We start from the raw sequence: 26,242 nt of genomic DNA, 5'->3' as shown, positions 1-26,242 counted from the left end.
ATCATTCCGCAGCAGCAAGAGGGCCGAAGGAGACATCGGTCGTGTAGTTTTCGCGCAGGAACGCGATAAAATTGTCCTGGAACTGTCGCGTATGCGCGTGCGCCAATTCGTCGGCACGCTCGACATTCTTGGCACGGATCGCTTCCAGCATCAGTTCGTGCTCGTCGGTCAGGAGATAGCCGTCGCCGGTGCGCTCCAGATATTCGAAATGCAGGTGCAGCATGCGCTGGCCCTGGTTGAGCAGGCGCTCGTAGAACGAGGCGAGATAAGCGTTCTTGCCGGCATAGGCGACGGCCATGTGGAACTGCTTGTTGGCTTCCGACATCTTGAGATGCTGGCCGGTCTTCACCGCCGTCTCGAATTCCTTCTGGCGCTTGGCGATGATCTTCAGGTCGGCCTCGGTGCGCAGTGCCGCGGCAAGGCGCGTGTTCATGCGCTGGGCGACGTCGAGGGCTTCGACATATTTCGGAAAACTCGCCACTTCGATGGGCGCGACGATGGTGCTTCGGTTGGAGAGCGTGATCACCAGTTCTTCACCGGCAAGCCGGATCAGCGCCTCGCGGATCGGCGAGCGCGACATATCGAAACGCTCGGCGAGCGTCGTCTCGTCGAGCAGCTGACCGGGCGGCAGGGTGAGCGCCAGAATTTCGTTGCGCAGCGTGTCGTACACACTTTTCGAGCCCATGCCGCGCACGCGTTTCGATTCAATTTCCTCAGACACTTACGTCCCTTTCCGCATTTCACGGCCATTGGGCCAGAAAATCCACGCCGCAGCAATCTTAAAATTTGCGCTTGACTTTGTCGACACGGTGGCGACATAAATTCACCAGTCGACACGGAGCCGACATAAAAAGACCGCAAGAACGGCCAAAGCCGACGGGTGGAACCGCGCGTCCTACGCGCTCAAAATGGGAAGATGCACATGCTTTCGAAAGTGATGACGTCCGCTCTGCGGACCACGGCCGCGCTCGCCCTGATGGCAGGTCTTTCGGCTACGGCCGCATTGGCCCAGGAGACGGCAGGATACTGGCAAGGTGTCCAGAAGAACGGTACGCTGCGCTGCGGCGCGGCCGTTGCCCCGCCCTACATCATGCGCGATCCGGCAAGCGGCGAATATTCCGGTTTCTTTGCCGATCTGTGCCGCGAATTCGCCGACGTCCTGAAGGTAAAGCCCGAGTTCGTCGATACGACCTGGGATAACATCGTCGCGGGCCTTCAGGCCGGAAAATGGGATGTCTCGCTGGCGCTGAACCGGACGCCTGCCCGCGCCATGGCGGTGCAGTTCTCCATCCCCGCGATGGAGTACCAGATCTCGCTTGCCTACAACAAGGAGAACCCGAAGGTCCCTGCCGGCGCCGCCTCGGTCGCCGATATCGACAAGGCCGACGTGACGCTTGCCGTCATGTCCGGCACGGCACAGGACAAGGCGATCTCGGCAGCCGTCAAGAATGCGACGATCCTGCGTCTGCCCGGCAATGACGAGACGCGTCTCGCCGTCGTCTCGCGCCGTGCGGATATCCTTGTCGACGCCTCCGACACCAACCAGCTTTTCACGCAGTCGAACCCGGAATGGGCCGTTGCGCTGAACCCCACGCCCGCACTTGCCAAGCAGGGCGTCGCCTTCGGCCTGCCGTACCAGCTGTCGGCTTCCGACGTCGAAGTGGTCAACATCTTCCTCGAGGAGCGCGTTGCCACCGGCCATGTCGAAGAGCTGATCAAGAAGGCCGTCGACGACGTTCTCAAGGCTTCCAAGTGATCGATCGGGAAGCCGGGTTCTCCCGGCTTCCCGCCAACGCCCAGGCTGGAGAACCCGCATGACCTCCGCATCCGCTCCCCTTGTCGCCATCCGCGCGCTGCACAAGAGCTACGGCCCGCATATCCAGGTGCTGAAGGGGCTCGATATCGAGATGAAGCCCGGCGAACGCGTCGTCGTCATCGGCCCCTCGGGCGGGGGCAAATCGACGCTCCTGCGCGTGATGATGGGCCTCGAGAAGATCGACAGCGGCGCCGTCACCTTCGGCGGCAAACCCTACATCTCCTCCGCCGGCCCCGAGGCGAAGACGCTCATCGATACCGAGGTGCGCCGCTCCATCGGTATGGTGTTCCAGCACTACACGCTGTTTCCGCATCTCAGCGTCATCCAGAATCTGGTGCTCGCGCCTTGCAAGGTCCGCGGCGAGAAGAAGGCGAGCGCGATGCAGCGGGCACAGGCGCTGCTGGAGCGTTTCGGCCTCGGCGCCAAGGCGAACGCTTTTCCGGCTCAGCTCTCGGGCGGCCAGAAGCAGCGCGTCGCCATTGCCCGCGCGCTGATGCTCGATCCGAAACTGATGCTGTTCGATGAAGTGACGTCGGCGCTCGACCCCGAACTGGTGGCGGAAGTCGAGCAGGTCATTCTCCAACTCGCAAACCAGAACATGCCGATGATGATCGTGACCCACGACATGTGGTTTGCCAAGAACATCGCCTCGCGCGTCATTTTTTGCTCCGGGGGCGTGGTGGTCGAGGATGGCCCGCCCGAACAGGTGCTGGGCGCCCCGCGGGAGGACCGCACCCGCGAATTCATCGACCGCGTCTTCCACATCAAGCAATAGGAGATGGCGGTGAACTATACGTTCGATTTCAATGCCGTCTCGCTCGGCCCGCTGATCGAGGGGCTGATCGTCACGCTGGAGCTGACCGTCGCGGCCAATCTCATCGGCGTCATTCTCGGCTTTCCACTCGCGCTTTTGATCATGAGCCGCTTTGCCGTCATCCGCTGGCCGGCGACGCTGTTTGTCGAATTCTTCCGCTGCACGCCGGCCATCGTGCAGATCGTCTGGTTCTTCTACTGTGTGCCGATGCTGTTCAACGTCTTCCTCGGCTCGATGACGATGGGCATTCTGGCGCTTGGCCTCAACCTCATGGCCTTCAACGCGGAAGCCTACCGCGCCGCCATCCAGGCCGTGCCGCGCGAACAGCTCGATGCCGGCATCGCGCTCGGCCTAAACCCGTTCCAGCGTGTGTTCCATATCGTGCTGCCGAATGCGCTTCGGGCTTCGATCCCTGTGCTTTTGACCAACGGCATCGTCATTTTCCAGCAGAGCGCGCTGGTAGCCATCGTTGCCGTTCAAGACCTCATGTACCAGGCCAAGACGCTTGCGACGGAGACCTACCGGCCGATCGAGACCTTCACCATCGCCGCGCTGATCTACTTTGCCGTCTCGTTCCCCGTCTCGCAGGTCGTCGGCTGGCTCGAACGCCGCCGCCAGATCCTGACGAGCTAGGAGAAAAGCCATGTCGCTCGACTTCTCCGTTCTTTTGCGCTTCCAGGAGGCGCTTGCACTGGGCCTCTGGACGACGATCAAGCTGACGCTGATCTGCATCGTGCTCGGCTGCTCGCTCGGTTTCCTCGTCGGCCTTGCCCGCACCGCACCCAGCGTCATCGTGCGCGGTATCGCCAGCGTCTACGTCGAATTCTTCCGTGGCACGCCTGTCCTGATCCAGCTGTTCTGGATCTTCTTCTGCCTGCCGCTGATCCTCGGCGTCGAGCTCTCGAACCTTGCCTCCGGTGTCATCGCGCTGACGCTCTATGTGGGCGCCATCACCAGCGAGACGTTTCGCGCGTCGCTGAAATCCGTCGGCCGCGAGCAGATGGATGCCTGTATCGCGCTCGGCCTGCCGCGCCGGGTGCAGGTGACGAACGTGATCCTGCCGCAGGCGGTGCTGCGCGCCGTTCCGACGCTGCTCTCCAACTGTGTCAGCCTGTTCAAGGAAAGCGCGCTGGTTTCGGCGGTCGGCATGGCGGACCTGATGTTCGTCGGCCAGAACATTTCCAACAACACGGCCCGCCCGGTCGAGGTGCTGACCATCGTCGCGCTCATCTACTTCGCCATCGCCTTTCCGCTGACGCGCGCCGTCACGCTCGTCGAAGGCCGCATCCTCAAGAAACTCGCCATTTAGGAGAAAGACCATGAAACTGTCAGGCGTCATGCCCGCCCTCGTCACCCCCTTCGACGCCAACAACCGGGTCGATTTCAAGGCCTTCGAGAAACATCTCACAGGCCTGCGCGCTGCCGGCGTCACCGGCTGGGTGCCGATGGGCTCGACAGGGGAGTATTTTTCGCTCTCGAACGAAGAGCGCGAGGACGTGCTGAAATTCGTCAAGGATTTCGCCATCGAAGGCGAAGCGCTGATCGCCGGCACCAATGCGCCGGCCACCCGCGAAGTCATCGAAAACACGCTGCGCGCCAGGGAGATCGGCTACGACACGGTGCTGCTCGCCACGCCCTTCTACACGCGCCCGACGCAGGATGAGTTGCTGGCGCATTACCGCGCCGTCCTCGATGCGACCGACATCAACCTCATCCTGTACAACTATCCGCCGAAGGACGGCATCGAGATCGGCTTCGACCTGATGGATGCGCTTGCCGACGACCCGCGCGTCATCGGCATCAAGGAAAGCTCGGGCGTGCTGCAGCGCGCCGTCGATATCCATGCGCGCTACAAGGGGCGCATCGACCTCGTCTCCGGCTCGGACGACATCGCGCTCGACTTCATGTTCTGGGGCGCCGACTGCTGGATCTGCGGCCCCGCCAACTGCATGGCCGCTGCCTGCGTCGATCTCGACCGCGCGTTCCGTTCCGGCGATCTCGCCAGGGCGAAGGAGAAGATGACCGTGCTCTACCGTGCGATGAACATCCTCGAAAGCGGCAAGTTCGTGCAGAAGATCAAATATGGCTGCGAGCTGCAGGGCACGCCCGTCGGTACCTGCCGCGCGCCGCTGGGTGAACTCACCGAGCAGGAAAAGGCCGATTTCCGCGCCGCCATCGCGCCGGTTCTCAACTGACGCAACTTAAGCCGGAGGCGTAGGCCTCCGGCACCTCTTCGAGGAGCGCTTCCCGTGTCATCCACCGCCGTCGTCGGCGCCGGCATCATCGGCACCACTATCGCCTATGCGCTTCAGCGCCGCGGATTTGCCGTGACGCTGGTCGATCGCGATGCACCCGGCAAGGGTGCCTCCTATGGCAATATGGCGAGCATCGCGGTGACCGAGTTCATGCCGGCCTCGCGACCGGGCGTCTGGGCGCAGATGCCGAAATGGCTGCTCGATCCGGAAGGGCCGGTGCGCATCCGCCCGGCCTACATGCCGAAGCTGGTGCCGTGGTTCCTGCGCTTCCTCGCGGCGAGCCGCCCGTCGAAATTGCGCGAACTGGAAGCGGCAGGTGCGGCCCTTTGCGGGCGCGTCCATGAGGATCTCGATGCGCTGCTCCGGGAAACCGGCCTGACCCACATGCTGGGCGTCGAGGGCTGCCTCAGCCTCTATGCCGACGAGGCGGAATTCCGCGCCGACCGCGAGCATATCGACATCCTCGAACGCTTCGGCTTTCGCCACGACGTCATCGGCGGCCATGCCATCCGCGATCTCGAGCCGGCCTTGACGACGAAGATCGCCAAGGCCGTGCGTTTTCCGGACAATCGCTCCATCGCCGATCCTTACCGGTTGGTGACGGCGCTTGCGGACCGGTTCCAGGCGCTGGGCGGCGCCATCCAGACCGGCGATGTCGTCGGATTTGAACAGGGGGAGGGCGGTGTTTCGGCGCTGCAGTTCGCCGATGGCCGGCGCCTTGCCGCCGATCGCGTCGTGCTGGCGGCAGGCGCCTTTACGGGGCGTCTCTCCAGACTGCTCGGCGAGCCGATCCCGCTTGAAACCGAACGCGGCTACCACACGCAGATCATGGCACCAGGCATTTCGATGCGCCACTCGATCATATGGCCCGCCCGCGCCTTCATGGTGACGCCGACGGCAGGCGGCATCCGGGTCGGCGGTACGGTGGAGATGGCCGGCCTCGATGCGCCTCCGGATTATCGCCGCGCCAAGGTGCTGGTGAAGCGTGCGAAGGAAGCGCTGCCCGATCTCAAGGCGGAAGACACCAGCGAATGGATGGGGCATCGCCCGGCGCTTCCCGATACGGTGCCGGTCATCGGCCCGTCGGCCAAGCGGAAAAATGTCTTCTACGCCACCGGCCACGGCCATCTCGGCCTTACCTATGCCGCGACAACAGGCCGGCTGATTGCCGATCTCATGACGGGCGCAAACCCGCCCGTCGATCTCAAACCCTACCGCATCGACCGTTTCTGAAAGGCCTGACCATGCGAAGCGAACTCTACATCGATGGATCGTGGAAAGCCGCGTCCGACGGCAGGACCCTTGAGGTCGTCAATCCGGCGACGGAAGAGGTCATCCACCACATCGCCGCCGCTACGGCGGAGGATGTCGATTTGGCCGTGAAGGCGGCCCGCCGCGCCTTCGACACGGATGGCTGGCCGAGGACATCGGGTGCCGAACGCGCGCGATATCTCCGCGCCATCGCAGCGGGCATCCGCGCCCGCCAGGCCGAGATCGCCCGGCTCGAAACCATCGACAACGGAAAGCCTTTTCCGGAGGCCGACTGGGACATCGCCGATGCCGCCGGGTGCTTCGATTTTTATGCCGGCCTTGCCGAACAGCTCGACAGCAACCCGGAAGAACCCATTGCGCTGGCCGATGCGCGTTTCACCTCCAAGGCCGTCAGGGAACCGATCGGCGTCGCCGGCGCCATCATCCCGTGGAACTATCCGCTGCTGATGGCGTCGTGGAAGGTCGCCCCGGCGCTCGCAGCCGGCTGCACCGTCGTGTTGAAGCCTGCGGAAGTCACCTCGCTGACCGCGCTGGAACTTGCCGCCATCGCCGACGAAGTCGGCCTGCCGCCAGGTGTGCTCAACATCGTCACGGGCGCCGGTTCTGTCGCCGGCCAGGCGATCATCGATCACAAAGGCGTGGACAAGCTGGCCTTCACCGGCTCCGGCCCGGTCGGCTCGAAGATCATGGCCGCCGCCGCCCGCGACATCAAGCGCATCAGCCTCGAACTCGGCGGCAAATCGCCCTTCGTGGTCTTTGACGACAGCGACATCGAGAAGGCCGTCGAATGGATACTCTTCGGCATCTTCTGGAATCAGGGCCAGGTCTGCTCGGCAACGTCGCGCGTGCTGGTGCAGGAGGGGCTCTATGAGCCGTTGCTGAAGCGGTTGATCGAAGAGACGAACCGCATCCGCATCGGCGACGGTCTTGCAGACGGCGTGCTGCTAGGGCCGCTTGTCTCGAAGAAGCAATACGACCAAGTCATCGCGGCCATCGAGGCTGCGAGGTCGGCAGGCGCGACGCTCGCCTGCGGCGGCAGGAGGCCGGAGGGTTTCGAGAAGGGCTACTACCTGCGCCCAACCGTTCTCACTGACGTGCCGCTCGACAGTGCCGCCTGGGTTGAGGAAATCTTCGGTCCTGTCGTCTGCATGCGTTCCTTCAAGACGGAAGCCGAAGCCGTTGAACTCGCCAACGATTCCCGTTTAGGCCTCGCCGCCGCCGTCATGTCGGCCGACGATGCGCGGGCCGAGCGGGTGGCAAAGGCCTTCCGCGCCGGCATCGTCTGGATCAACTGCTCGCAGCCCACGTTCACCGAGGCACCCTGGGGCGGCTACAAGCAGTCCGGCATTGGCCGCGAACTCGGCCGCTGGGGTCTCGACAACTATCTCGAGACCAAGCAGATCACGAAGTATGTGAGCGAAGATCCCTGGGGCTGGTACATCAAGTAGGAGCCCGCGCCATGCACTTCGAAAAAGTCCTCGATCTCCTGCTCGTCCACTGCCAGGGCGAGCTCGGCCATGTGCTGATCGACGGCGCACCGGACATTCCCGGCGCGACCATGCTCGACAAGATGAACCACATCAACACCGTGGACGACAGCCTGCGCCGCTTCCTCACCTTCGAGCCGCGCGCCCATGTCGCCCAGTCGGTGAACCTCGTCGTCGCGCCGACGCGGCCGGATGCGGATGCCGGTTTCATCGTGCTTCAGGCCGATCGCGCCCATCCGATGTCCGGCAGCAATTGTATCTGTGTCGTCACGGCTCTTCTTGAAAGCGGCCGGGTGGCGATGCGGGAGCCGGAGACGCTGGTCCGCCTCGATACGCCCGCCGGCCTTGTGGTGGCGCGGGCGCGCTGCGAGGGCGGACGCTGCCTTTCCGTTAGTCTCGACAATGTGCCGAGCTTTGCTGAGCTGCTGGATCATGGCCTCGATACGCCCTGGGGCCGCATCAACGTCGATATCGCCTTTGGCGGCGTCTACTATGCATTGGTTGATGTCGGCCAGCTCGGTCTCACCATCAGGCCGGAAAATGCCCGCGCGCTCGCCGAGGCGGGTATCGAATTGAAGCGGCTGCTTGCCGACCAGGTGAAGGTGCGGCATCCGACGCTGCCCGGCGTCGATGAGATCGCCTATGTCATGTTCCGTGACAGCGAGCCGGATGGCGCGGTGCGCACCTGCACCACGCTCCCGCCCGGCCGGGTCGATCGCTCGCCCTGCGGCACGGGCAGCTCCGCCAACCTCGCCACGCTCTTTGCGCGGGGAGCGGTTTCGGTGGGCGACGTCCGCACTTCGCGCTCCATCATCGGCGGTGAGTTTCTCGCCGAAGCTATCGGCGAGGTGGAGATCGGCGGACGCCGCGCCGTGCTGCCGCGCATCACGGGGTACGGTTATGTCTATGGCCGCACGCAACTGCGCCTGGACCCGAATGATCCATTCGCCAGCGGTTTTGCGCTGTCGGATACATGGGGCCCGCAGGTCGATCGTCTGAGGTAGGAACATGCACATGTCATTGCAGGGACAGACCATTCTCGTCACCGGCGCCTCGGGCGGTATCGGTGCCGCCATTGTCGAGCGTCTGGCGGGTGAGGGTGCCCGCCCGATCATTCACTATGGGCGCGACGCAACCGGCGCGGAGGCGCTCCTTGCCCGTGCCGGCGGCAACGGGCTGCTGGTGCAGGCCGATCTTTCCACGCCGGATGGTCCGTTTGCGTTGTGGCAGAAGGCGCTCGATGCGGCAGGCCGCATCCACGGCCTCGTCAACAATGCCGGCATCCGCACGGAGATTTCCATCGCGGCATCGCCCGAGGACTGGAAGGCCGCGTGGCAGAAGGAGTTCCAGATCAATGTCTTCGCTGCCGCCGATCTCTGCAAGGAGGCCATCCGCCACTTCAAGGCGACAGGCGGCGGGCGCATCGTCAACATGGCGAGCCGTGCCGGCCAGCGCGGCTATGCGGCCGATGCCATGCCCTATGGCGCAAGCAAGGCGGCGCTGGTCAATCTTACCAAGTCGATTGCCCGCAGTTTCGGCGCCGATGGCGTCACGGCCATCGCTATCGCGCCCGGTTGGGTGCGCACCGACATGGCCGAAGACTTTATCGCCACGCATGGCAAGCAGGCGGCTGTCGCCGATATTCCGATCGGTGAGATGGCGTCACCCGCCGACGTGGCCGAACTCGTTGCCTTCGTGTTGCGTCCGTCGCAGGCCTCGCTGAATGGCGCAACGCTCGATGTCAACGGTGGCAGCTATATCCGGTAAATCAGGGAGGGTTTCATGAAGCGGTTTGAAAACAGGGTCGCCATCGTCACGGGCGCGGGTGGAGGGATCGGCTCGGCCATCGCGCGGCGGCTCGCCGCCGAGGGTGCTTTGGTGGTGGTGACGGACGTCAATGTCGAGGCTGCGGCGGCCGTGGTGCAGGGCATCGAAGCCGAGGGCGGGCGGGCGACGGCGATTGCCGCCGACATCGCGAAGAAGGATGCCTGTCTCTCCCTTATCGAGCAGGCCTTTGCGCTGGAGGGCCGTATCGACGTGCTGGTCAACAATGCCGGCATCAACAGGCGCGGCAATCTCCTCTCGCTTTCGGATGAGGACTGGGAGATCAGCTTCACCGTCAATCTGGATTCGATGTTCCATCTCTGCCGCGCGGTACTGCCGCATATGATCGCGGCAGGTGGCGGGGCCATCGTCAACACCGCCTCGCAATGGGGGCTCTATCCGGCGCCGAACCACATCGCCTACAATACGACCAAGGCCGCCGTCGCCGCCTTCACGCAGAACCTCGCCCGCGACTATGCGCCGGACAAGGTGCGCGTCAATGCGGTCTGCCCCGGCGAAATCCACACGCCGATGCTGGAAGCGGGCGTCAAGCGCTCCGGCCGCACCATCGCCGATCTCGACAAGCTCGTTCCCTACGGTCGCATCGGCAAGCCCGAGGAGGTCGCCGCCCTCGTCGCCTTCCTCGCTTCGGAGGAGGCCGCGTTCATGTGCGGATCGCTGGTGGAGATCACGGGTGCGCAGGCCGTGGCCTGACGCACCGGCTGGCGGGGCTTGCGGTCGGCCGATGACCGCAAGCCGCGCTCCACGCAGGATTGACATCACGCTTCGTCCTGCATCGAACTGTTTCCTGCGTGAATGATGTAAGGTCCGCGAACAGTGTGATGGCGAGAGGGCGGGATGGCATCGGAAAAGACGAATGTGTCGGCGGATCTCACGCTGCTTCTCCTGCTCTCCACCCTCTGGGGGGCGTCCTATACCTTCATCAAGATCGGCGTTGAAACGATCCCGCCCGTGACGCTGATCGCTGCGCGGACGCTGATCGCGGGAGGTCTGCTGATGGTTCTGGTCAAGATGCGTGGGCTGTCGCTGCCGACGGATCGCGAAAACTGGGCCCGTTTTCTCTTCCAGGCCTGTCTCAACAGCGTCATTCCGTTCACGCTGATCGCCTGGGCGGAGCAGACGACGGATGCGGGGCTTGCGACTATCCTCAATTCCACGTCGCCGATCTTCACCTTCCTTCTGACGGTCCTCGTCACCCGCCACGAAGCGGTAACACGGCGAAAACTCTTCGGTGTCTCCGCTGGCCTGGTCGGGGTCTGCCTCATCGTCGGCTTCGAGGCACTGGATGGCCTCGGGCGTGAAGCCCTGGCGCAACTCGCCATTGTCGCGGCGACGATATCCTATGCCGGCGCGGCGATCTTCGGCAAGAGTTTCAAGGGCATGGATCCTATGCTGCCCGCCGCCGGGTCGATGATCTCGGGAGCGCTAATCCTTCTTCCCGTCAGCCTCGTCGTCGATCGGCCATGGACATTGGCGCCGAGCGGTCAATCCATCGCAGCTCTTTTCGGTCTTTCCGTCTTCTCGACCGCACTCGCCTTCGTGATCTACTTCCGGCTGATCCAGACGCTGGGCTCGGTCGGCACGACGGCGCAAGCCTATATACGGGTGCCGATCGGCGTCGGTCTCGGCGTGGTGTTCCTGGGGGAAACGGTGACGCCGACGGCGGGGTTGGGCCTTGTCTGCGTGCTGGCCGGCGTCGTTGCGATGACATGGCCGGCAAGAGCACAGCTCGCTTGATCTACGCGCCGCCCGTTCCTTCCCAGCTTCGCGTCAGCGACGGGCGGGCAAGCGCGAGAAGGTCGATGGCCCGGGCGGCGAGGTGGTCGACAATCTCGGCGACGGAGTTCGGCCGATGATAGAAGGCGGGGACCGGCGGCATGATGATGGCGCCCATCTCGGTCGCCGAGACCATGGCGCGCAGATGGCCGAGATGCAGCGGCGTTTCCCGCGCAAGCAGGACAAGCCGGCGGCGCTCCTTCAATTGCACGTCGGCTGCACGCGTGAGCAGCGTATCGGCGCGGCCGGTGGCGATGGCCGACAACGTCTGCATGGAGCAGGGCGCGACGATCATGCCATGGACCGGGAAGGAGCCGCTGGCGATGGAAGCGCCGACATCGTCGATCGGGTGATGACGATCGACGAGGGAGGTGAGGTTTTCAGGTGTATCGAGACCGCATTCGAGCGCAAGCGTGCGCCGCGCCGCGTCGGAAACGACGAGATGGGTTTCGATGTCGGGGAGTGCCGAGAGCCGCTCGACAATGCGCACGCCGAGCGCTGCACCGGATGCGCCGGAAATGCCGACGATGACGCGCTCCACGGTCATGCGATCGTCTCCCCGAGGCCAAGCGAATGCCAGAGGCCATCGACCCTTGCCACGACATCGGGCGTCATCGCGAGGGGGCGCCCCCATTCGCGGTCGGTTTCCGTGCCGATCTTCGTGGTGGCATCGAGGCCGAGCTTGCCGCCGAGGCCGGATTTCGGCGAGGCGAAGTCGAGATAGTCGATCGGCGTGTTATCGACGATCATGAGGTCGCGGCTGGCGTCGAAGCGGGTCGAAAGCGCCCAGATGACATCCGGCCAGCTTTTGACATCGATATCGCCGTCCACGGCGATGATCAGCTTGGTGTAGCTGAATTGCGGCAGCATGGACCAGAGGCCCATCATCACCCGCCGCGCCTGGCCCGGATAGCGCTTGTCGATGGAGACGACCATGGCGCGGTAGGAACAGGCTTCGGGCGGCAGCCAGAGATCGTGGATTTCGGGAAACTGCCGCTTCACCAGCGGTACGAACAGGTCGTTCATCGCCTCGCCGAGCCGCGAGGGCTCATCCGGCGGCCGGCCGGTATAGGTGGAGAGGTAGAGCGGGTTTTTCCGCATCGTGATCGCCGAGAGCGTCAGGACCGGGAAGGCCTCGACGGAGTTGTAGTAGCCCGTGTGGTCGCCATAGGGACCTTCCTCTGCCGTTTCGCTGGCGGACACGGTGCCTTCCAGCACGATCTCCGCACTGGCGGGGATGGGGAGCGGCACGGTGACGCCCGATGCCGTCTGCTGCCGTCGGCCGCACAGCACGCCGGCAAAGGCGAGTTCGCTCATGCCGTCCGGCAGCGGCATGACGGCGGAGAGGATGGTGGCGGGATCGGCGCCGATGACGACGGCAACGGGCATTTCTTCTCCGCGTGCCTGCCAGAGCCGGTGGTGGCGCGCCCCTCCGCGATGCGCCAGCCAGCGCAGGATCAGTCTGTTCTTTCCGAGCTTCTGCATGCGGTAGATGCCGACATTGATGTCGGATGGGTCGTCGGGTGCCCGGGTGATGACGAGCGGCCAGCTGACGAGGGGTGCAGGTTCGCCCGGCCAGCAGGTCTGGATCGGCAGGCGGCCGAGGTCGATGGCCTCGCCCTGCCAGATCGTGTGTTGGCAGGGCGGGCGGGAGACCGCGCGCGGGTTCATCGACAGGGCGGCTTTGAGATGCGGCAGCTTCCGCCAGGCATCGCGCATGGATCGCGGCGGTTTCGGATCGCGCAGGTCCGCGAGGAAGGAGGCAAGATGCGGCAGGTCGCCGGTTTCGAGCCCGAAACCCCATTCGATCCGTTCGCGCGTTCCAAAAAGATTGGCAAGGAGCGGCACGGGCTGGATGTTGCCGCCACCATCGACAGACCTCTCGAACAGCAGCGCGGGGCCCTCCTGCGCAAGCACGCGACGGTGGATTTCGGTGACCTCGTGTACCAGCGAAACGGGCTCGTGGATGCGCTTCAGCCGCGCCCGCCGTTCGAGCAGGGCGACGAAATCCTGAAGGCTGTCATAGCGGCGCGGAATGGGGATATCGGCTTTCATGCCGAACCCTTGCCGGGGAAAAACGTCACGGTCTTTGTGCTGGAGCAAACTCCCCCGGGTCAACGCTCCCTAGGCTTTGCGCATTCATTCCCGCCAAGGCGAACCCGCATGCCCACCCTTCCTCCCCTCCTTGCCAAACCTGTCGAAATCGCGCCGCTCTGGTTCGTGGAGCGCGTGGCGCGTGCGATCTTTTCCAGCGTGCTGAAGGCGCACCCCGATCTCTTCGACCGGCTCGGGCAGTACAAGCAGACGCGTTACTGTTTCTCGCCCTGCGACCTGCCGCTGCATTTCCGCGTCGTGCCGGCGGCCCAGTCGCTTGCCGTTTCGCGTGGTGAGCCGCCCTTGGCCGATGCGCGCATCGAGGGGCCGCTCGCGCTGCTGCTCGGCCTGCTGGAAGGGCGCTGCGATGCCGACGCGCTGTTTTTCTCGCGCGATCTCTCCGTCACCGGCGACATGGAAGCGATGCTGGCACTGCGCAACACGCTTGATGACAGCGCCATCGACCTGCCGAGGGAATTTGGCGCGCTGGCAGGCCCGTTTTCGCCGCTGGTGGCGGCTGCGGCCCGCCACATCCGGGCGCGGGCGCTCGAAGGGAGGGACGCGGCATGGAACTGATCTGCCCCGCCGGCACGCCCGCCGCTTTCCGCGAGGCGCTGGAAGCCGGAGCGGATGCCGTCTATTGCGGTTTTCGCGACGAGACCAATGCGCGCAATTTCCCGGGCCTCAATTTCAGCCGAGAGGAGCTGCGCCAGTCGATCATGCTCGCCCGCCGCAAGGGCGTACAGACCTTCGTTGCCCTCAACACCTTCATGCGGGCCGGCGACGAGGCCCTCTGGTATGCCGCCGCCGACGACGCGGTGGCGCTGGGGGCAGACGCTCTCATCGTCGCCGATTTCGGGCTGATGGCCTATGTGGCTGAGCGATATCCGGAGCAACGGCTGCATGTCTCCGTCCAGGCCTCGGCCTCGAACCCGGATGCGATCCGCTTCCTCGTAGAAGCCTTCGCTGCCAAGCGCGTGGTGCTGCCGCGCGTGCTGACAGTTCAGGACATTGCCCGCCTCACCCGGCAGATCGATTGCGAGGTGGAGGTCTTTGCCTTTGGCGGTCTTTGCGTGATGGCGGAGGGGCGCTGCTCGCTGTCCTCCTACGCGACAGGCAAGTCGCCGAACATGAACGGCGTGTGTTCGCCGGCAAGCCATGTGCGCTACCGGGAGGAGGAGGGCGCGCTCGTCTCCGAACTCGGCGCCTACACGATCAATCGCTTCGGGCCCGGCGAGGCCTCCGGCTATCCGACGCTCTGCAAAGGCCGCTTCGATGTCGGTGGCACGGAAGGCTACGCCTTCGAGGACCCGGTCTCGCTCGATGTGATCGACGAGATCGACGCGTTGAAGGCGGCTGGCGTCTCGGCGCTGAAGATAGAGGGGCGGCAACGCGGCAAGGCCTATGTCGCCGAGGTGGTTTCCTCGCTGAAGAAAGCGCTCGGCGCGACCCCGGCGGAACGCTCTGCCCTCGTTTCCCGATTGCGGACGATGAGCGAAGGCCAGCGCACCACCTCCGGCGCCTACGACAAGCGCTGGCGTTAGGAGATGACAGGATGAAAATGAAGCGGGCAGCCCTGAGCCTCGGGCCGGTCTACTATTTGTGGGACGGGCCGAAGTGGCGGGATTTCTATTTCCGCATCGCCGACGAAGCTGCGGTCGAGTATGTCACGCTGGGCGAGACGGTCTGTTCCAAGCGCCAGCATTTCAGCGAGCCGCATGTCGCCGAGGTCATCGAGCGGCTGGAGGCGGCCGGCAAAGAGGTGACGCTCTCGACGCTCGCGATGGTGACCCTGGAGCGCGAAAGCCGGCAGGTGCGCGATCTCATCCGCGATAGCGTTCATGCGGTGGAAGCGAACGACCTCTCCGCGCTTGGCCTGCTCAAGGGGCAGCCGCATTCGATCGGTCCGCTGGTCAATGTCTACAATGCCGCCACGGCGCGCACGCTTGCTGCGCGCGGAGCGAACACTATCTGCCTGCCGCCGGAGCTTCCTGCTACCTCCGTCCATCGGATGCTTGAAGCCATGCCCGGTTTTTCCTTCGAACTCTTCGCTTTCGGCCGTATGCCGCTGGCCATCTCCGCGCGCTGTGCCCATGCGCGCTCGAAGGGGCTGACCAAGGACAATTGCCAGTTCATCTGCGGCGGCGACCCGGACGGTCTGCCGTTGCGCACGCTCGACCGCCAGTCCTTCCTGGTGCTCAACGGCGTGCAGACCATGTCCAGCAGTTGCGCCGTCCTGCTCGACGATCTCGCGCCATTGGTCGATGCGGGTCTTTCCCGTATCCGGCTCTCGCCGCAGGACTGCGACATGGTCCGCGTCGCGGCGCTCTACCGCACGGTGCTCGACGGGCGTATGGACGGCGAAGAGGCACTTGTGGAATTGGCGAAGGCCTATCCGGGTGTGCGCTTTTCGAACGGCTTCCTGCATCAGCAGGAAGGGGCCGCCTGGGTTTCACGAGGCCGGTCCGCGGGCCTGGGGCATGGCTGAGGCGCGTGGTTCGGATGGCTGCTCCACTTGTAGATAGGTAAAACACTTTTAAAACATATGGGAATTTTTACATTCAATTATTCTAATTTTATTTCGCTTTTTAGTCTGCGCTCTCTATTTTGGCGAGATGAACTGAAGGGTTTCTCGATCTTCGTTATATTTATTAATATATATCGCTTGTTGATATTTGACAAGTATTATCATGAGTGGAATAGTTTAGTTTTTTCTGCTTTATTTTCAGTTCTCCAGTGCTACTATCGCGTCAATGATCTTGCGTCGGAGGAAGTGAACCTTGTCCGAAGTCTCGACAGAACATACGTCGCCGCAGGTGTCGAAATCCACGCGCCGCCGCGAATTGATCACCTTCCTCATTCTGGCTTTCGGAATCTGGCCTATCGTCGCCGTCGGCATCGTGGGCGGCTACGGCTTTCTGGTATGGGGGCTCCAGATCATCTATGGGCCTCCCGGCCCGCCGGCCCATTGAGGGCGCGACGATGGAGCGGCGCGAAACGGTATCGAGACGGGATTTCCTGAGAGGCGGTCGTCGAAACGCATCCGTCCATATTCGTCCGCCTGGGATCGAAGAGGCGTCGCTTGCCGCGTGCACGGGCTGCGGCGCCTGTGTCGAACGCTGTCCGAGCCAGATCGTCAGTCTTGTCGACCGGTTGCCGGTGCTCGATTTTTCGGTCGGCGAATGCACTTTCTGCGGCGCCTGCGCGCAACACTGTCCGGAGCCGGTGTTCACCGGCGCCCCGGCCACCAGCTTTGCCCACATCGTCGCCATCGAAACCTCGTGCCTGCCATTCCAGCGCGTCGATTGTCAGGCCTGCCGGGATGGCTGTCCCACCGGCGCGATCCGTTTTCGCCCCGTGCGTGGCGGGCCGTTTGTACCGGAGTTGCTGGCCGAAGCCTGCACGGGCTGCGGTGCCTGCATCTCCGTCTGTCCCGTCGGTGCGATAGCGCCGGCGCCGCGAGAAGCGGAGGCCGCCTATGCCTGATCGGCGGCAACATCACATTTCCAGCGCCGTGATCGCCACAAGACCCGTGGCGATCGACGGCGTGCTGACCGCACTTGCCGAGTTCGACAATGTCGAGGTGTACGGTGCGGACAAAGGCAAGATCGTCATCGTCATCGAGGGGCCATCGACCGGCGTGCTCGGAGATACGCTGATGCGCATCTCGCTCCTCGACGGTGTGATCGCCGCAAACATGGTTTTCGAACATGTCGAAATGGAAGGGAACGAGGCTGATGGGCAGCGAACTGACGCGGCGTGACATCCTGAAGGCCCAGGCGGCGGGCGTCGCTGCGGCGGCGGCCGGCATTGCGCTGCCGGTCGCCGCCCAGCCGGTACCGGGCGGGGTGAGCGCGCTGGAAATCAAGTGGGACAAGGCACCCTGCCGCTTCTGCGGCACGGGTTGCGGCGTCATGGTGGGCGTCAAGGAAGGTAAGGTCGTCGCCACGCATGGCGACATGCAGGCCGAGGTCAACCGCGGCCTCAACTGCATCAAGGGCTACTTCCTGTCCAAGATCATGTACGGTGCCGACCGCCTGACGGCACCGTTGCTGCGCAAGCGCGACGGCGCCTACGCCAAGGACGGCGAGTTCGAGCCGGTGACCTGGGAAGAGGCCTTCGATGTGATGGCGGAACAGGCCAAGAAGGTGTTGAAGGAGAAGGGGCCGACGGCGCTCGGCATGTTCGGTTCCGGCCAGTGGACGATCTTCGAAGGTTATGCCGCGACCAAGCTGATGCGCGCCGGCTTCCGCTCGAACAATCTCGACCCGAATGCCCGCCATTGCATGGCCTCGGCGGCTTACGCCTTCATGCGTACCTTCGGCATGGACGAGCCGATGGGCTGCTACGACGATTTCGAGCATGCCGATGCCTTCGTGCTGTGGGGCTCGAACATGGCGGAGATGCATCCGATCCTTTGGACACGCATCGCCGACCGGCGGCTCGGCCATGAGCATGTGCGCGTGGCGGTTCTCTCAACCTTCACCCATCGCAGCATGGACCTGGCCGACATCCCGATGGTCTTCAAGCCGGGCACGGACCTCGTCATCCTCAACTACATCGCCAATCACATCATCCAGACCGGCCGGGTGAACGAGGATTTCGTTCGAAACCACACGAAGTTCGTGCGGGGCGTCACGGATATCGGCTATGGCTTGCGCCCCGACAATCCGCTGGAGGTGAAGGCGGCGAACGCGGCCGATCCGACCAAGACCGAGGCGATCGACTTCGAGGCCTTCAAGGCTTTCGTTGCGGAATACACGCTGGAAAAGGCCGTCGAGATGACCGGCGTCGAAGCCGGCTTCCTCAAGCAGCTTGCCGAACTCTATGCCGACCCGAACCGCAAGGTCATGTCGCTCTGGACCATGGGCTTCAACCAGCATGTGCGCGGTGTATGGGCCAACCAGATGGTCTATAACCTGCATCTGTTGACGGGGAAGATTTCCGAGCCCGGCAACAGCCCGTTCTCGCTGACCGGCCAGCCGTCTGCCTGCGGCACGGCGCGCGAGGTCGGCACCTTCGCCCATCGCCTGCCGGCCGATATGACGGTGACCAACCCCGAGCACCGCAAGCACGCGGAGGAGATCTGGCGTGTTCCGCATGGCATCATCCCGGAAAAGCCCGGTTATCACGCCGTGCAGCAGGATCGCATGCTGCGCGACGGCAAGCTGAATTTCTACTGGGTGCAGGTCAACAACAACGTCCAGGCCGGTCCCAACACCTCCAACGAGACCTATCTGGGCTATCGCAATCCGGACAATTTCATCGTCGTCTCGGATGCCTATCCGACGATCACGGCGATGAGCGCCGACCTCATCCTGCCCGCCGCCATGTGGGTGGAGAAGGAAGGCGCCTACGGCAATGCCGAGCGGCGAACCCATGTCTGGCACCAGCTGGTACAGGCGCCGGGCGAAGCGCGCTCCGACCTCTGGCAGATGGTGGAGTTCTCCAAGCGCTTCACCACCGACGAGGTCTGGCCTGCGGACCTTCTGGCCGCGAACCCCGCTTACAAGGGCAAGACGCTCTATCAGGTGCTTTTCGCCGAAAGCGATGTCGCAAAGTTCCCGATCAGCGAGGTCAAGCCGGAGCACGACAACAACGAGGCCCAGCACTTCGGCTTTTACCTCCAGAAGGGGCTGTTCGAGGAATATGCCGCCTTCGGCCGCGGCCATGGCCACGACCTGGCTCCCTACGACACCTATCACGAGGGGCGCGGCCTGCGTTGGCCGGTCGTCGATGGCAAGGAGACGCTCTGGCGCTACCGCGAAGGTTACGACCCCTATGTGAAGCCCGGCGAGGGCGTCAAATTCTACGGCAACAAGGACGGCAGGGCGGCGATCATCGCGGTGCCGTACGAGCCGCCGGCTGAATCGCCTGACGATGAGTTCGACACCTGGCTCGTCACCGGCCGCGTGCTGGAGCATTGGCATTCCGGCTCGATGACCATGCGCGTGCCCGAACTCTTCAAGGCCTTCCCGGGCGCGCGCTGCTTCATGAACGCCGACGACGCTCGCAAGCGCGGCCTCAACCAAGGCTCGGAAATCCGCATCATCTCGCGGCGCGGCGAAATCCGCTCGCGCGTCGAGACCCGCGGGCGCAACCGCATGCCGCCAGGCGTGATCTTCGTGCCGTGGTTCGATGCCAGCCAGCTCATCAACAAGGTCACGCTCGACGCCACCGATCCCATCTCGAAACAGACGGATTTCAAGAAATGCGCAGTCAAGATCGAACCCGTCGCATAACCTTCCGCAAGGGATGGATGCTGGCTGTGCTCAGCGCCGCCGTCATCGCCACCAGCGCCATGGCGCAGATGGTGCCGCAGCTCTCCGGTCCCGATGGAGACAAGATGCAGGAGGTGCCGGCCGATCCGCTGCCGAAGTGGATCGTCGACGATATCAGGCGCATGCGCGCCTATCCCGAGCAGCCGCCGATCATTCCGCATTCGATCGACGGCTACCAGCTTTCGGTCAATGCCAACCGCTGTCTCTCCTGCCACAAGCGCGAGTTCTCGCAGGATGCCGGCGCGCCGATGATCAGCGTCACCCATTACATGACGCGTGAGGGCCAGATGCTCGCCGACGTCTCGCCGCGCCGCTACTTCTGCACTGCCTGCCACGTGCCGCAGGCGGATAAGAAACCGCTCGTCGGCAATACCTTCAAGGACATGAGCGAGCTTGGCGTCACCAATGCGGGAAGCGAGTGATGATGGCGCGCATCAAGGAACTCATCGTCTGGGTCTGGACCATCCTGACGACGCCGGCGGCGACCCTCAGCCTCGCCTTTCTGACGCTCGGCGGCTTCGTCGGCGGCGTGATGTTCTGGGGCGCCTTCAACACGGCGCTGGAGCTGACCAACACCGAGAAATTCTGCACCTCCTGTCATGAGATGAAGGACAACGTCTATCAGGAACTGACGAACACCGTGCATTTCACCAACCGCTCGGGCGTGCGCGCCTCCTGTCCGGATTGCCATGTGCCACACCAGTGGACCGACAAGATCGCCCGCAAGATGCAGGCCTCGAAGGAAGTCTGGGGCAAGATCTTCGGCACGATCAGCACGCGTGAAAAATTCCTCGACAAGCGGCTGGAACTCGCCAAACACGAATGGGCGCGCCTGAAGGCGAACGACAGCCTGGAATGCCGCAACTGCCATTCCGCCGTGGCGATGGATTTCACCAAGCAGACCCAGCGTGCCGCCGACATTCACGCGAAGTATCTCCTGCCGGGCAAGGCGACCTGTATCGATTGCCACAAGGGTATCGCGCACGAACTGCCGAACATGAAAGGTGTCGAGCCCGGCTGGAAGATGCCGAAGGAACTGGAAGGGAACGAGCTTCCAGCGGCCTCAAACGATGCCATCGGCGACCTGCGCCGGGCGGTTGCCAGCGCGCATGGCGTGACGACGTTCTAGACGTCAGCCGCGTGGCCGGCGCTGGGCGACCAGCATGCCGGCCATGATGAGCACGACGCCGAGACTGGAAAGCCAGAGCGACAGTTTTCCGGATTGCAGGAGGTCGATCGCAAGACCGCAGACCATCTGCCCGCCGATGATCAGGAGGGCAGTGTTGACCGCGCCGATGCGCGCGACGAGCCAGCTGCTCAGCGCTACGAAGACGACGCCGATCGGACCGCCGAGATAGGCGTACCACGGTGCGTCGGCTGCACTGGCAGGCCACAGGCCGCCGACGATCAGCCCGAGCGCCGTCAGGGCGACGAAACCGACAAGATGGTTCCAGAAGGAGGCGATCAGCGGGGAGGTCGAAAGGCTGAGCCGGCCGTTGAGTTGGCGGCTGAGGCCGACGAGAAGGCCGGCGGAGCAGGCGATCAGGATGAACGGGCTCATGCGGTGACATTTCCTGCGAGAAGGATGAGCAGGCTACCGGCCAGAACCAGCGCAAGGGCTGCGAAATCGCGCAGGGAAATGCGCCGCTTCGGCAGGCCGAACAGGCCCCAGCCATCGGCTGCCAACCCGAAGGCCAACTGGCCGGCAAGCCCGAGCGCAAGCGTGCCGGGAAGACCGGCGGGTGAGTTCACGGCCATGGAGGAGAGAACGACGGTCGCCGCACCCGAGAGCCCGCCGAGATAGGCCCAGAGCGGTGCGGGTGGTCGTGGTTCGAGGGCCGTGCTGCGGCGGGGCAGCACGAGAAGGAACAGCAGCGCCGCGACCGTTCCCGTCGCATGCGCGGTCCAGGAGGAAAACAGCGAATTGCCGTAATGCGCCAGAGCGCCGTTGAGCTGCACCATCAAAGCGAGCAGGCCGCCGGTGCCGAAGGCGACGAGAAAGCCGAGCGGATGGGAATGGGTCTGGTCTTGTGGGCTGGAACGCATCGTCGGGCCTCCCGCACGGTTGCCGACCCGATCGTCCGCACCGTTCTCCTCGGCTCCTGTCAGCAAAGCGGCCGAAGATCAAGCCGGCTTTTGCGCTAGAGCCGTCCATAGGCGCCGCCCGCGCCCGTTATCGCCGCGAGGAAGCTTGCGAGGCCGGCGGAGCGCAGGGGAAGGTAGGATTTTCCCTGTTCGCGGCACAGGCGCTTCACGAGGCCGACGGCCGCGTGGCTGATGTGATCGACCGGGAAGAGGACGGTTGCCGCCTGTCCGACAAGGGCCGGCAGCAGCGTCGTGCTGTCCTCCATGCCGCCGTCGTGCAGGAGGAGATCGACATTGCGGTTTTCCGCGCAGGCCCTGAGGTGATCGAACAGGTTGCGCCTGCCGCCGACATAGAGCACAGGACCGGCCGTCTGTGTGGTGACGTTCTTGGTCGCATGCCGATCCTCGGCGGCGACGATCGCCTCGAGGGCTTCGTTTTCGCGCAGGACCGAATGGGAGAGGTCCTGCAATTGCTCCAGCTCACGCTGCAGGGCGCCGCAGCGCTCCTCGGTCGCCGCGAGGCGCCGGGCAAGCGCATCGGAGCGGGGGGCGTCGGTTTCGGTGCGCCCGGCGGGAATGGTCTCCTGTTGTCGCGCGCGCCGGGCATGGGCGGCCAAGGCTTCTGCCTGCACGGCTCGCTCCTCCAAATGGCGGATGCGCTGTTGCAAGGCGATGCGCTCCTCGGCGGCGACCTTCAAGCGTGTTTCCTGGCGGGCGGTCTTTTCCCGCTCGTCTTCCAGTTCCCTTTCGAGCCGGGTCAGGCGGGCGATGTCGAGGCGGCTGGCGCTGCCGACGAGATGCGAGAGCATATGGACCTCGCCGAAAATGTCACGCACGAGGCCCGGCGGCGTGGCCGGATGGCTGATCAGCGCCCAATAGGGGCCGGCAATGTCGCCGCGGTCGAAACTCTCTCGCCAGATGCGTCGGAGCATCGTCTCGTCCGCCTGCCGGGGGATGCGCTTGATGCTGGCCTCATGGCGTTTGTCGAGCGCCTTGTTGAGCAGTTTCGCCGCCTGGTCGCGCTGGCCTGCCAGGCGCACGCCGCGCCCATGCAGGCCATGGTCCGTGGCGGCTTTCGCGTCCTCCTGGCCTGCCTTGAGCAGGATCTGTCGCAATTCGCTATTCGTCAGGCAGGTGCCGATGATCGAGCAATGAAAGGCGGTGGGAATATCCCAGGTCTTCAGGCGCTGGGAGCTTGCCTTTTCTGCCGCGGTATCCGGTGCCCTCGCGCTAGAGGGGAGGGGAATCGGCATGGAAACGGATGGTGGCAGGAGGCGGGGTTGGGTCGGCATGGCATATCCTTTCAACGTTATATTTCATAAAACATAACGAATGGGAAGCGTATGCCGCTGTCCCGGGCGGCTATGCTAGGCCGGTCGGGCCGGCCGCTGCATTCAAGCCCTGCGTATCCTTCAGGGCTTGAATGCCGTTACAGGAAGAGGTGGACGATCAAGGAGGTCAGGACGGCATTGAGGCCCATGGCGATGCCGGAAAACAGCCCGGCGACCGGATCCACGGAATAGGCGCGTGCCGTGCCGATGCCGTGCGAGGCGAGCCCGACGGCAAAGCCGCGGGCGCTGTAATCCTTGATCCGCATGGCGTTCATCATCGGCGTGACGATGATGGCGCCGCAGATGCCGGTCAGCACGACGACAGCGGCGGTCAATGCCGGGTCGCCTTGAAGGCCTGAGGAGATGGCCATGGCGACGGCCGCCGTGGTGGATTTCGGCGCAAGCGAGGCGACGACGGAAGGCGAGAAGCCGAAGAGATGGGCGAAGAAGACGGTGGCGCCCACAGCGGTCAGACTGCCGACGACGAGGGCGGCCAGCATGGGGACCAGATTGCTCTTTACCAGCGAGAGCTTTTCGTAGAGCGGGATGCCGAGCGCGACGGTCGCCGGCCCCAGCAGAAAGTGGATGAATTGCGCACCCTCGAAATAGGTCTTGTACTCGATGCCGGCGAAACAGAGCACGGCAGCGATCAGGGCAATGGTGAGCATGATCGGGTTGAGAAGCGGATTGCCGGGACGCAGGCCCGCCATGGCCGTCGCAGCGAGCCAGACGACCAGCGTACCTGCGAGCCAGAGAAGGGGCGAGGTGGCGAGATAGACCCAGAGAGCGTTATTCATCGGCATAGCCTCCCGAAAGACGCTTCACCAATATGAAGACCCAGACCGTCACCGCGAGCGTGATGACCGTCGACAGCAGAACGATGGCGAGGAGCGCAAAACCGCGGTCACGAATGAGATCGAGGTGCTGAATGATGCCGACCCCGGCCGGCACGAAGAGAATGCCGAGATTGGCGAGAATCGACCGCGAGGTTTCCAGGGTCTGCCGGTGGGCCGGCTCAAGCATTTTTACGCCGCCTGTCAGCGTCAGGACCACCGCGATCATCGCCATGCCGATGACCGGACCGGGTACGAAGCCGCCGAGAAAATAGGCTGTGACTTCGCCGATCAATTGGAAGACCAGAAGGATCGTTATTCCGACAAGCATGCGTGCTCTCCTCGTTCCGTGTCCCGACACCGGATGTCGCCAATCCAGCCCAACGGAAGGGCCGTTGCCGGAGGGATGAGGCGCGCCGGTTGATGGAAGGATTAAAGGCGTTCGGCCGTTAAATCCACCGCCCCAAAAGGCAGGATCGAGATTTGCGCCGATGGACGACGACGTCGTCTGATCCGCCGCCGCCGGTTCCGCGCTCTGCGTTTGCACGTCGCTTGAGCAGGAGGTCAGATGCCTCTTTCTCAAGGAGTGGGGACAGCCAGAAAGAAGGGTTGTCTTTCCCCTCAATAGTATGATTGACTTACGAAAATGACATCCGCCCGATCGGATGCCAAAAGGACAATCGTGTTAAACGGGGAACGGAAATGAACAGGGAAAAGATCACCAGCCGCATTCGCCCTCTGCTCGCGGGCACCGCCTTCTCGCTGCTGCTCGTTTCGGGCGGCATGGCGCCGGCCTTTGCGGAAACGCCGGCCGATACGCTGGTCCAGGCCTGGGCAATCGACGATACGATCACGCTCGATCCGGCCGAATCCTTCGAACTGTCACCGGCCGAGTTCATCGGCAACGCCTATGACATGCTTGTTCGCCTCGATATCGCCGACACGACCAAGGTCAAGGGCGGCATCGCCGACAGCTGGACCGTTTCCGACGATGGCCTCACCTATACGTTCAAGCTGAAGCCCGGCATCAAGTTCGCCTCCGGCAACCCGGTCACCGCCGAGGATGTCGCCTGGTCCTTCGAGCGTGTCGTCAAGCTCGACAAGAGCCCCGCCTTCATCCTCACCCAGTTCGGCCTGACGGGCGACAACGTTGCTGAAAAAGCCAAGGCCCTGGACGAAAACACCTTCGTCTTCACCGTCGACAAGGCCTATGCGCCGAGCTTCGTGCTGAACTGCCTCACCGCCACCGTCGGCGCCGTGCTCGACAAGAAGCTGGTGATGGAGCACGCCGAAGCCAAGACGCCGAGCGACGAGTACAAGTACGACACCGATTTCGGCTATGGCTGGCTGAAGACCAACTATGCCGGCTCCGGCCCGTTCAAGATCCGCGACTGGCGTGCCAACGAAATCCTCGTTCTGGAGCGCAACGACAACTACTATGGCGAAAAGCCGGCGCTGACCCGCGTCATCTACCGCCACGTCAAGGAAAGCGCGACGCAGCGCCTGATGCTGGAAGCCGGCGACGTCGATGTTGCCCGCAACCTGGAGCCGGGCGATCTCGACGCCGTTTCCAAGAATGCGGACCTCCAGACGACAAGCGCGCCGAAGGGCACGGTCTATTACATCAGCCTCAACCAGAAGAACGAAAACCTCTCCAAGCCCGAGGTGCGCGAGGCTTTCAAGTATCTCGTCGACTATGACGCGATCGGTGCGACCCTCATCAAGGGCATCGGCGAAATCCGCCAGACCTATCAGGCCAAGGGCGTGCTCGGCGCGCTGGAGGCGAGCCCCTACAAGTTCGACGTGGCGAAGGCCAAGGAACTGCTGGAGAAGGCAGGCCTGAAGGACGGCTTCTCCGTGACCTTCGACGTGCGTAACACGCAGCCGGTGACCGGCATTGCCGAATCCTTCCAGCAGACCGCCGGCCAGGCCGGCGTGAAGATCGAGATCATTCCCGGGGACGGTAAGCAGACGCTGACCAAGTACCGCGCCCGCAACCACGACCTTTATATCGGCCAGTGGGGCATGGACTACTGGGATCCGAACTCGAATGGCGAAGCCTTCACTTCCAACCCAGACAATGGCGACGACGCCTCGGTCAAGACGCTCGCCTGGCGCAATGCCTGGGACATTCCGGAACTGACAGCCGAATCCAAGGCCGCCCTTCTCGAGCGTGACAACGACAAGCGCGCCGCGATGTATGAGGCGCTGCAGCAGAAGGCGCTGGAAACCAGCCCCTTCGTCATGATCTTCCAGCAGACGGAAGCGGCCGGCATCCGCGGCGTGGTGCAGAACTACAAGCTCGGACCGACGATGGACACCAACTTCCTTTCGACCGTGACCAAGGAATGAC

29 protein-coding genes are annotated in these 26,242 nt (G+C 63.8%); 21 read left to right on the top strand and 8 right to left on the bottom strand.

Features of this window, described 5'->3' with window-relative positions:
- Position 1: 1 nt before the first annotated feature.
- On the bottom strand, positions 2 to 721 hold the full coding sequence (locus tag MUO32_RS00525) for a GntR family transcriptional regulator (RefSeq protein WP_257946286.1): 720 nt from the start codon (positions 719 to 721) through the stop codon (positions 2 to 4).
- Positions 722 to 922: 201 nt separating this feature from the next.
- On the opposite strand from MUO32_RS00525, the gene MUO32_RS00520 reads away from it, so the two are divergent.
- From MUO32_RS00520 to MUO32_RS00470, 11 genes are all read left to right on the top strand, one after another.
- On the top strand, positions 923 to 1,756 hold the full coding sequence (locus tag MUO32_RS00520) for an ABC transporter substrate-binding protein (protein ID WP_257946285.1): 834 nt from the start codon (positions 923 to 925) through the stop codon (positions 1,754 to 1,756).
- 58 nt (positions 1,757 to 1,814) lie between these two features.
- Positions 1,815 to 2,591: an amino acid ABC transporter ATP-binding protein gene (locus MUO32_RS00515; protein WP_257946284.1), complete on the top strand. Its 777-nt coding sequence runs from the start codon at positions 1,815 to 1,817 to the stop codon at positions 2,589 to 2,591.
- A 9-nt stretch (positions 2,592 to 2,600) separates the two neighbouring features.
- The gene (locus MUO32_RS00510) at positions 2,601 to 3,263 is read left to right on the top strand and encodes an amino acid ABC transporter permease (protein WP_257946283.1); all 663 of its coding nucleotides are present in this window, start codon (positions 2,601 to 2,603) and stop codon (positions 3,261 to 3,263) included.
- A 10-nt stretch (positions 3,264 to 3,273) separates the two neighbouring features.
- A complete protein-coding gene (locus tag MUO32_RS00505; protein WP_257946282.1) occupies positions 3,274 to 3,939 on the top strand; it encodes an amino acid ABC transporter permease in 666 nt (221 codons plus the stop codon).
- A 10-nt stretch (positions 3,940 to 3,949) separates the two neighbouring features.
- Positions 3,950 to 4,825 (top strand): dihydrodipicolinate synthase family protein, encoded by an 876-nt coding sequence (locus tag MUO32_RS00500; RefSeq protein ID WP_257946281.1) that lies wholly within the window; start codon positions 3,950 to 3,952, stop codon positions 4,823 to 4,825.
- 54 nt (positions 4,826 to 4,879) lie between these two features.
- A complete protein-coding gene (locus MUO32_RS00495; protein ID WP_257946280.1) occupies positions 4,880 to 6,118 on the top strand; it encodes an FAD-binding oxidoreductase in 1,239 nt (412 codons plus the stop codon).
- Positions 6,119 to 6,129: 11 nt separating this feature from the next.
- Positions 6,130 to 7,605, top strand: coding sequence for an aldehyde dehydrogenase family protein (locus MUO32_RS00490; protein WP_257946279.1), 1,476 nt, complete (start codon positions 6,130 to 6,132; stop codon positions 7,603 to 7,605).
- An 11-nt stretch (positions 7,606 to 7,616) separates the two neighbouring features.
- Complete coding sequence (locus MUO32_RS00485) at positions 7,617 to 8,648, top strand: proline racemase family protein (RefSeq protein ID WP_257946278.1); 1,032 nt, start codon at positions 7,617 to 7,619, stop codon at positions 8,646 to 8,648.
- Positions 8,649 to 8,658: 10 nt separating this feature from the next.
- Positions 8,659 to 9,411 (top strand): SDR family NAD(P)-dependent oxidoreductase, encoded by a 753-nt coding sequence (locus MUO32_RS00480; RefSeq protein WP_374708571.1) that lies wholly within the window; start codon positions 8,659 to 8,661, stop codon positions 9,409 to 9,411.
- A 15-nt stretch (positions 9,412 to 9,426) separates the two neighbouring features.
- Positions 9,427 to 10,182 carry an SDR family NAD(P)-dependent oxidoreductase gene (locus MUO32_RS00475; protein WP_257946276.1) on the top strand — a complete coding sequence of 252 codons (756 nt, stop codon included), beginning with the start codon at positions 9,427 to 9,429 and terminating at the stop codon, positions 10,180 to 10,182.
- A gap of 144 nt (positions 10,183 to 10,326) precedes the next feature.
- Positions 10,327 to 11,226 (top strand): DMT family transporter, encoded by a 900-nt coding sequence (locus MUO32_RS00470; RefSeq protein ID WP_257946275.1) that lies wholly within the window; start codon positions 10,327 to 10,329, stop codon positions 11,224 to 11,226.
- Position 11,227: 1 nt separating this feature from the next.
- On the opposite strand, the gene MUO32_RS00465 is transcribed toward MUO32_RS00470, so the two are convergent.
- Positions 11,228 to 11,812 carry a UbiX family flavin prenyltransferase gene (locus MUO32_RS00465; protein ID WP_257946274.1) on the bottom strand — a complete coding sequence of 195 codons (585 nt, stop codon included), beginning with the start codon at positions 11,810 to 11,812 and terminating at the stop codon, positions 11,228 to 11,230.
- Positions 11,809 to 13,320: a UbiD family decarboxylase gene (locus MUO32_RS00460; RefSeq protein ID WP_257946273.1), complete on the bottom strand. Its 1,512-nt coding sequence runs from the start codon at positions 13,318 to 13,320 to the stop codon at positions 11,809 to 11,811. Before MUO32_RS00460 ends, MUO32_RS00465 begins: the two co-directional genes overlap by 4 nt.
- A 108-nt stretch (positions 13,321 to 13,428) precedes the next feature.
- On the opposite strand from MUO32_RS00460, the gene MUO32_RS00455 reads away from it, so the two are divergent.
- The 9 genes from MUO32_RS00455 (at position 13,429) to MUO32_RS00415 (ending at position 20,769) form a co-directional block, all read left to right on the top strand.
- Positions 13,429 to 13,935, top strand: a complete 507-nt coding sequence (locus MUO32_RS00455; protein ID WP_257946272.1) for an SCP2 domain-containing protein — start codon at positions 13,429 to 13,431, stop codon at positions 13,933 to 13,935.
- Positions 13,926 to 14,903: a peptidase U32 family protein gene (locus tag MUO32_RS00450; protein WP_257946271.1), complete on the top strand. Its 978-nt coding sequence runs from the start codon at positions 13,926 to 13,928 to the stop codon at positions 14,901 to 14,903. Before MUO32_RS00455 ends, MUO32_RS00450 begins: the two co-directional genes overlap by 10 nt.
- Positions 14,904 to 14,914: 11 nt before the next feature.
- On the top strand, positions 14,915 to 15,847 hold the full coding sequence (locus MUO32_RS00445) for a U32 family peptidase (RefSeq protein WP_257946270.1): 933 nt from the start codon (positions 14,915 to 14,917) through the stop codon (positions 15,845 to 15,847).
- A 328-nt stretch (positions 15,848 to 16,175) separates the two neighbouring features.
- Positions 16,176 to 16,331 carry a periplasmic nitrate reductase, NapE protein gene (gene napE, locus MUO32_RS00440; RefSeq protein WP_374708589.1) on the top strand — a complete coding sequence of 52 codons (156 nt, stop codon included), beginning with the start codon at positions 16,176 to 16,178 and terminating at the stop codon, positions 16,329 to 16,331.
- 10 nt (positions 16,332 to 16,341) lie between these two features.
- Positions 16,342 to 16,845, top strand: coding sequence for a ferredoxin-type protein NapF (gene napF, locus MUO32_RS00435; RefSeq protein ID WP_257946268.1), 504 nt, complete (start codon positions 16,342 to 16,344; stop codon positions 16,843 to 16,845).
- The gene (locus MUO32_RS00430; protein WP_257946267.1) at positions 16,838 to 17,122 is read left to right on the top strand and encodes a chaperone NapD; all 285 of its coding nucleotides are present in this window, start codon (positions 16,838 to 16,840) and stop codon (positions 17,120 to 17,122) included. The genes napF and MUO32_RS00430 overlap by 8 nt, the downstream gene beginning before the upstream one ends.
- On the top strand, positions 17,097 to 19,601 hold the full coding sequence (gene napA, locus MUO32_RS00425; protein ID WP_257946266.1) for a periplasmic nitrate reductase subunit alpha: 2,505 nt from the start codon (positions 17,097 to 17,099) through the stop codon (positions 19,599 to 19,601). The genes MUO32_RS00430 and napA overlap by 26 nt, the downstream gene beginning before the upstream one ends.
- Positions 19,571 to 20,062, top strand: a complete 492-nt coding sequence (locus tag MUO32_RS00420; protein ID WP_257946265.1) for a nitrate reductase cytochrome c-type subunit — start codon at positions 19,571 to 19,573, stop codon at positions 20,060 to 20,062. Before napA ends, MUO32_RS00420 begins: the two co-directional genes overlap by 31 nt.
- A gap of 2 nt (positions 20,063 to 20,064) precedes the next feature.
- Positions 20,065 to 20,769, top strand: a complete 705-nt coding sequence (locus MUO32_RS00415; RefSeq protein WP_257947134.1) for a cytochrome c3 family protein — start codon at positions 20,065 to 20,067, stop codon at positions 20,767 to 20,769.
- 3 nt (positions 20,770 to 20,772) lie between these two features.
- On the opposite strand, the gene MUO32_RS00410 is transcribed toward MUO32_RS00415, so the two are convergent.
- From MUO32_RS00410 to MUO32_RS00390, 5 genes are all read right to left on the bottom strand, one after another.
- Positions 20,773 to 21,201: a DMT family transporter gene (locus MUO32_RS00410; RefSeq protein WP_257946264.1), complete on the bottom strand. Its 429-nt coding sequence runs from the start codon at positions 21,199 to 21,201 to the stop codon at positions 20,773 to 20,775.
- A complete protein-coding gene (locus MUO32_RS00405; protein ID WP_257946263.1) occupies positions 21,198 to 21,686 on the bottom strand; it encodes a DMT family transporter in 489 nt (162 codons plus the stop codon). Before MUO32_RS00405 ends, MUO32_RS00410 begins: the two co-directional genes overlap by 4 nt.
- Before the next feature lie 95 nt (positions 21,687 to 21,781).
- On the bottom strand, positions 21,782 to 23,017 hold the full coding sequence (locus MUO32_RS00400) for a DUF2325 domain-containing protein (protein WP_257946262.1): 1,236 nt from the start codon (positions 23,015 to 23,017) through the stop codon (positions 21,782 to 21,784).
- 137 nt (positions 23,018 to 23,154) lie between these two features.
- Positions 23,155 to 23,853 carry an LrgB family protein gene (locus tag MUO32_RS00395; RefSeq protein ID WP_257946261.1) on the bottom strand — a complete coding sequence of 233 codons (699 nt, stop codon included), beginning with the start codon at positions 23,851 to 23,853 and terminating at the stop codon, positions 23,155 to 23,157.
- The gene (locus MUO32_RS00390) at positions 23,846 to 24,220 is read right to left on the bottom strand and encodes a CidA/LrgA family protein (RefSeq protein ID WP_257946260.1); all 375 of its coding nucleotides are present in this window, start codon (positions 24,218 to 24,220) and stop codon (positions 23,846 to 23,848) included. The genes MUO32_RS00395 and MUO32_RS00390 overlap by 8 nt, the downstream gene beginning before the upstream one ends.
- Before the next feature lie 371 nt (positions 24,221 to 24,591).
- Between MUO32_RS00390 and MUO32_RS00385 the strand changes: the two genes are divergently transcribed.
- The gene (locus MUO32_RS00385; RefSeq protein ID WP_257946259.1) at positions 24,592 to 26,241 is read left to right on the top strand and encodes an ABC transporter substrate-binding protein; all 1,650 of its coding nucleotides are present in this window, start codon (positions 24,592 to 24,594) and stop codon (positions 26,239 to 26,241) included.
- The last annotated feature ends 1 nt before the right edge of the window (position 26,242 follow it).

This window comes from Shinella sp. CPCC 101442 (genome assembly GCF_024704725.1).
Classification (GTDB): Bacteria; Pseudomonadota; Alphaproteobacteria; order Rhizobiales; family Rhizobiaceae; genus Shinella.
This window is presented reverse-complemented; position numbering and strand designations above follow the sequence as displayed.

Bases quoted from the DNA above. Each gene is read 5' to 3' on its own strand.
- MUO32_RS00520 (WP_257946285.1), top strand. From the start codon at position 923: ATGCTTTCGAAAGTGATGACGTCCGCTCTGCGGACCACGGCCGCGCTC.
- MUO32_RS00515 (WP_257946284.1), top strand. From the start codon at position 1,815: ATGACCTCCGCATCCGCTCCCCTTGTCGCCATCCGCGCGCTGCACAAG.
- MUO32_RS00505 (WP_257946282.1), top strand. From the start codon at position 3,274: ATGTCGCTCGACTTCTCCGTTCTTTTGCGCTTCCAGGAGGCGCTTGCA.
- MUO32_RS00500 (WP_257946281.1), top strand. From the start codon at position 3,950: ATGAAACTGTCAGGCGTCATGCCCGCCCTCGTCACCCCCTTCGACGCC.
- MUO32_RS00490 (WP_257946279.1), top strand. From the start codon at position 6,130: ATGCGAAGCGAACTCTACATCGATGGATCGTGGAAAGCCGCGTCCGAC.
- MUO32_RS00485 (WP_257946278.1), top strand. From the start codon at position 7,617: ATGCACTTCGAAAAAGTCCTCGATCTCCTGCTCGTCCACTGCCAGGGC.
- MUO32_RS00480 (WP_374708571.1), top strand. From the start codon at position 8,659: ATGTCATTGCAGGGACAGACCATTCTCGTCACCGGCGCCTCGGGCGGT.
- MUO32_RS00475 (WP_257946276.1), top strand. From the start codon at position 9,427: ATGAAGCGGTTTGAAAACAGGGTCGCCATCGTCACGGGCGCGGGTGGA.
- MUO32_RS00470 (WP_257946275.1), top strand. From the start codon at position 10,327: ATGGCATCGGAAAAGACGAATGTGTCGGCGGATCTCACGCTGCTTCTC.
- MUO32_RS00465 (WP_257946274.1), bottom strand. From the start codon at position 11,812: ATGACCGTGGAGCGCGTCATCGTCGGCATTTCCGGCGCATCCGGTGCA.
- MUO32_RS00460 (WP_257946273.1), bottom strand. From the start codon at position 13,320: ATGAAAGCCGATATCCCCATTCCGCGCCGCTATGACAGCCTTCAGGAT.
- MUO32_RS00455 (WP_257946272.1), top strand. From the start codon at position 13,429: ATGCCCACCCTTCCTCCCCTCCTTGCCAAACCTGTCGAAATCGCGCCG.
- MUO32_RS00450 (WP_257946271.1), top strand. From the start codon at position 13,926: ATGGAACTGATCTGCCCCGCCGGCACGCCCGCCGCTTTCCGCGAGGCG.
- MUO32_RS00445 (WP_257946270.1), top strand. From the start codon at position 14,915: ATGAAAATGAAGCGGGCAGCCCTGAGCCTCGGGCCGGTCTACTATTTG.
- napF (WP_257946268.1), top strand. From the start codon at position 16,342: ATGGAGCGGCGCGAAACGGTATCGAGACGGGATTTCCTGAGAGGCGGT.
- MUO32_RS00430 (WP_257946267.1), top strand. From the start codon at position 16,838: ATGCCTGATCGGCGGCAACATCACATTTCCAGCGCCGTGATCGCCACA.
- napA (WP_257946266.1), top strand. From the start codon at position 17,097: ATGGGCAGCGAACTGACGCGGCGTGACATCCTGAAGGCCCAGGCGGCG.
- MUO32_RS00420 (WP_257946265.1), top strand. From the start codon at position 19,571: ATGCGCAGTCAAGATCGAACCCGTCGCATAACCTTCCGCAAGGGATGG.
- MUO32_RS00415 (WP_257947134.1), top strand. From the start codon at position 20,065: ATGGCGCGCATCAAGGAACTCATCGTCTGGGTCTGGACCATCCTGACG.
- MUO32_RS00410 (WP_257946264.1), bottom strand. From the start codon at position 21,201: ATGAGCCCGTTCATCCTGATCGCCTGCTCCGCCGGCCTTCTCGTCGGC.
- MUO32_RS00405 (WP_257946263.1), bottom strand. From the start codon at position 21,686: ATGCGTTCCAGCCCACAAGACCAGACCCATTCCCATCCGCTCGGCTTT.
- MUO32_RS00400 (WP_257946262.1), bottom strand. From the start codon at position 23,017: ATGCCGACCCAACCCCGCCTCCTGCCACCATCCGTTTCCATGCCGATT.
- MUO32_RS00395 (WP_257946261.1), bottom strand. From the start codon at position 23,853: ATGAATAACGCTCTCTGGGTCTATCTCGCCACCTCGCCCCTTCTCTGG.
- MUO32_RS00390 (WP_257946260.1), bottom strand. From the start codon at position 24,220: ATGCTTGTCGGAATAACGATCCTTCTGGTCTTCCAATTGATCGGCGAA.
- MUO32_RS00385 (WP_257946259.1), top strand. From the start codon at position 24,592: ATGAACAGGGAAAAGATCACCAGCCGCATTCGCCCTCTGCTCGCGGGC.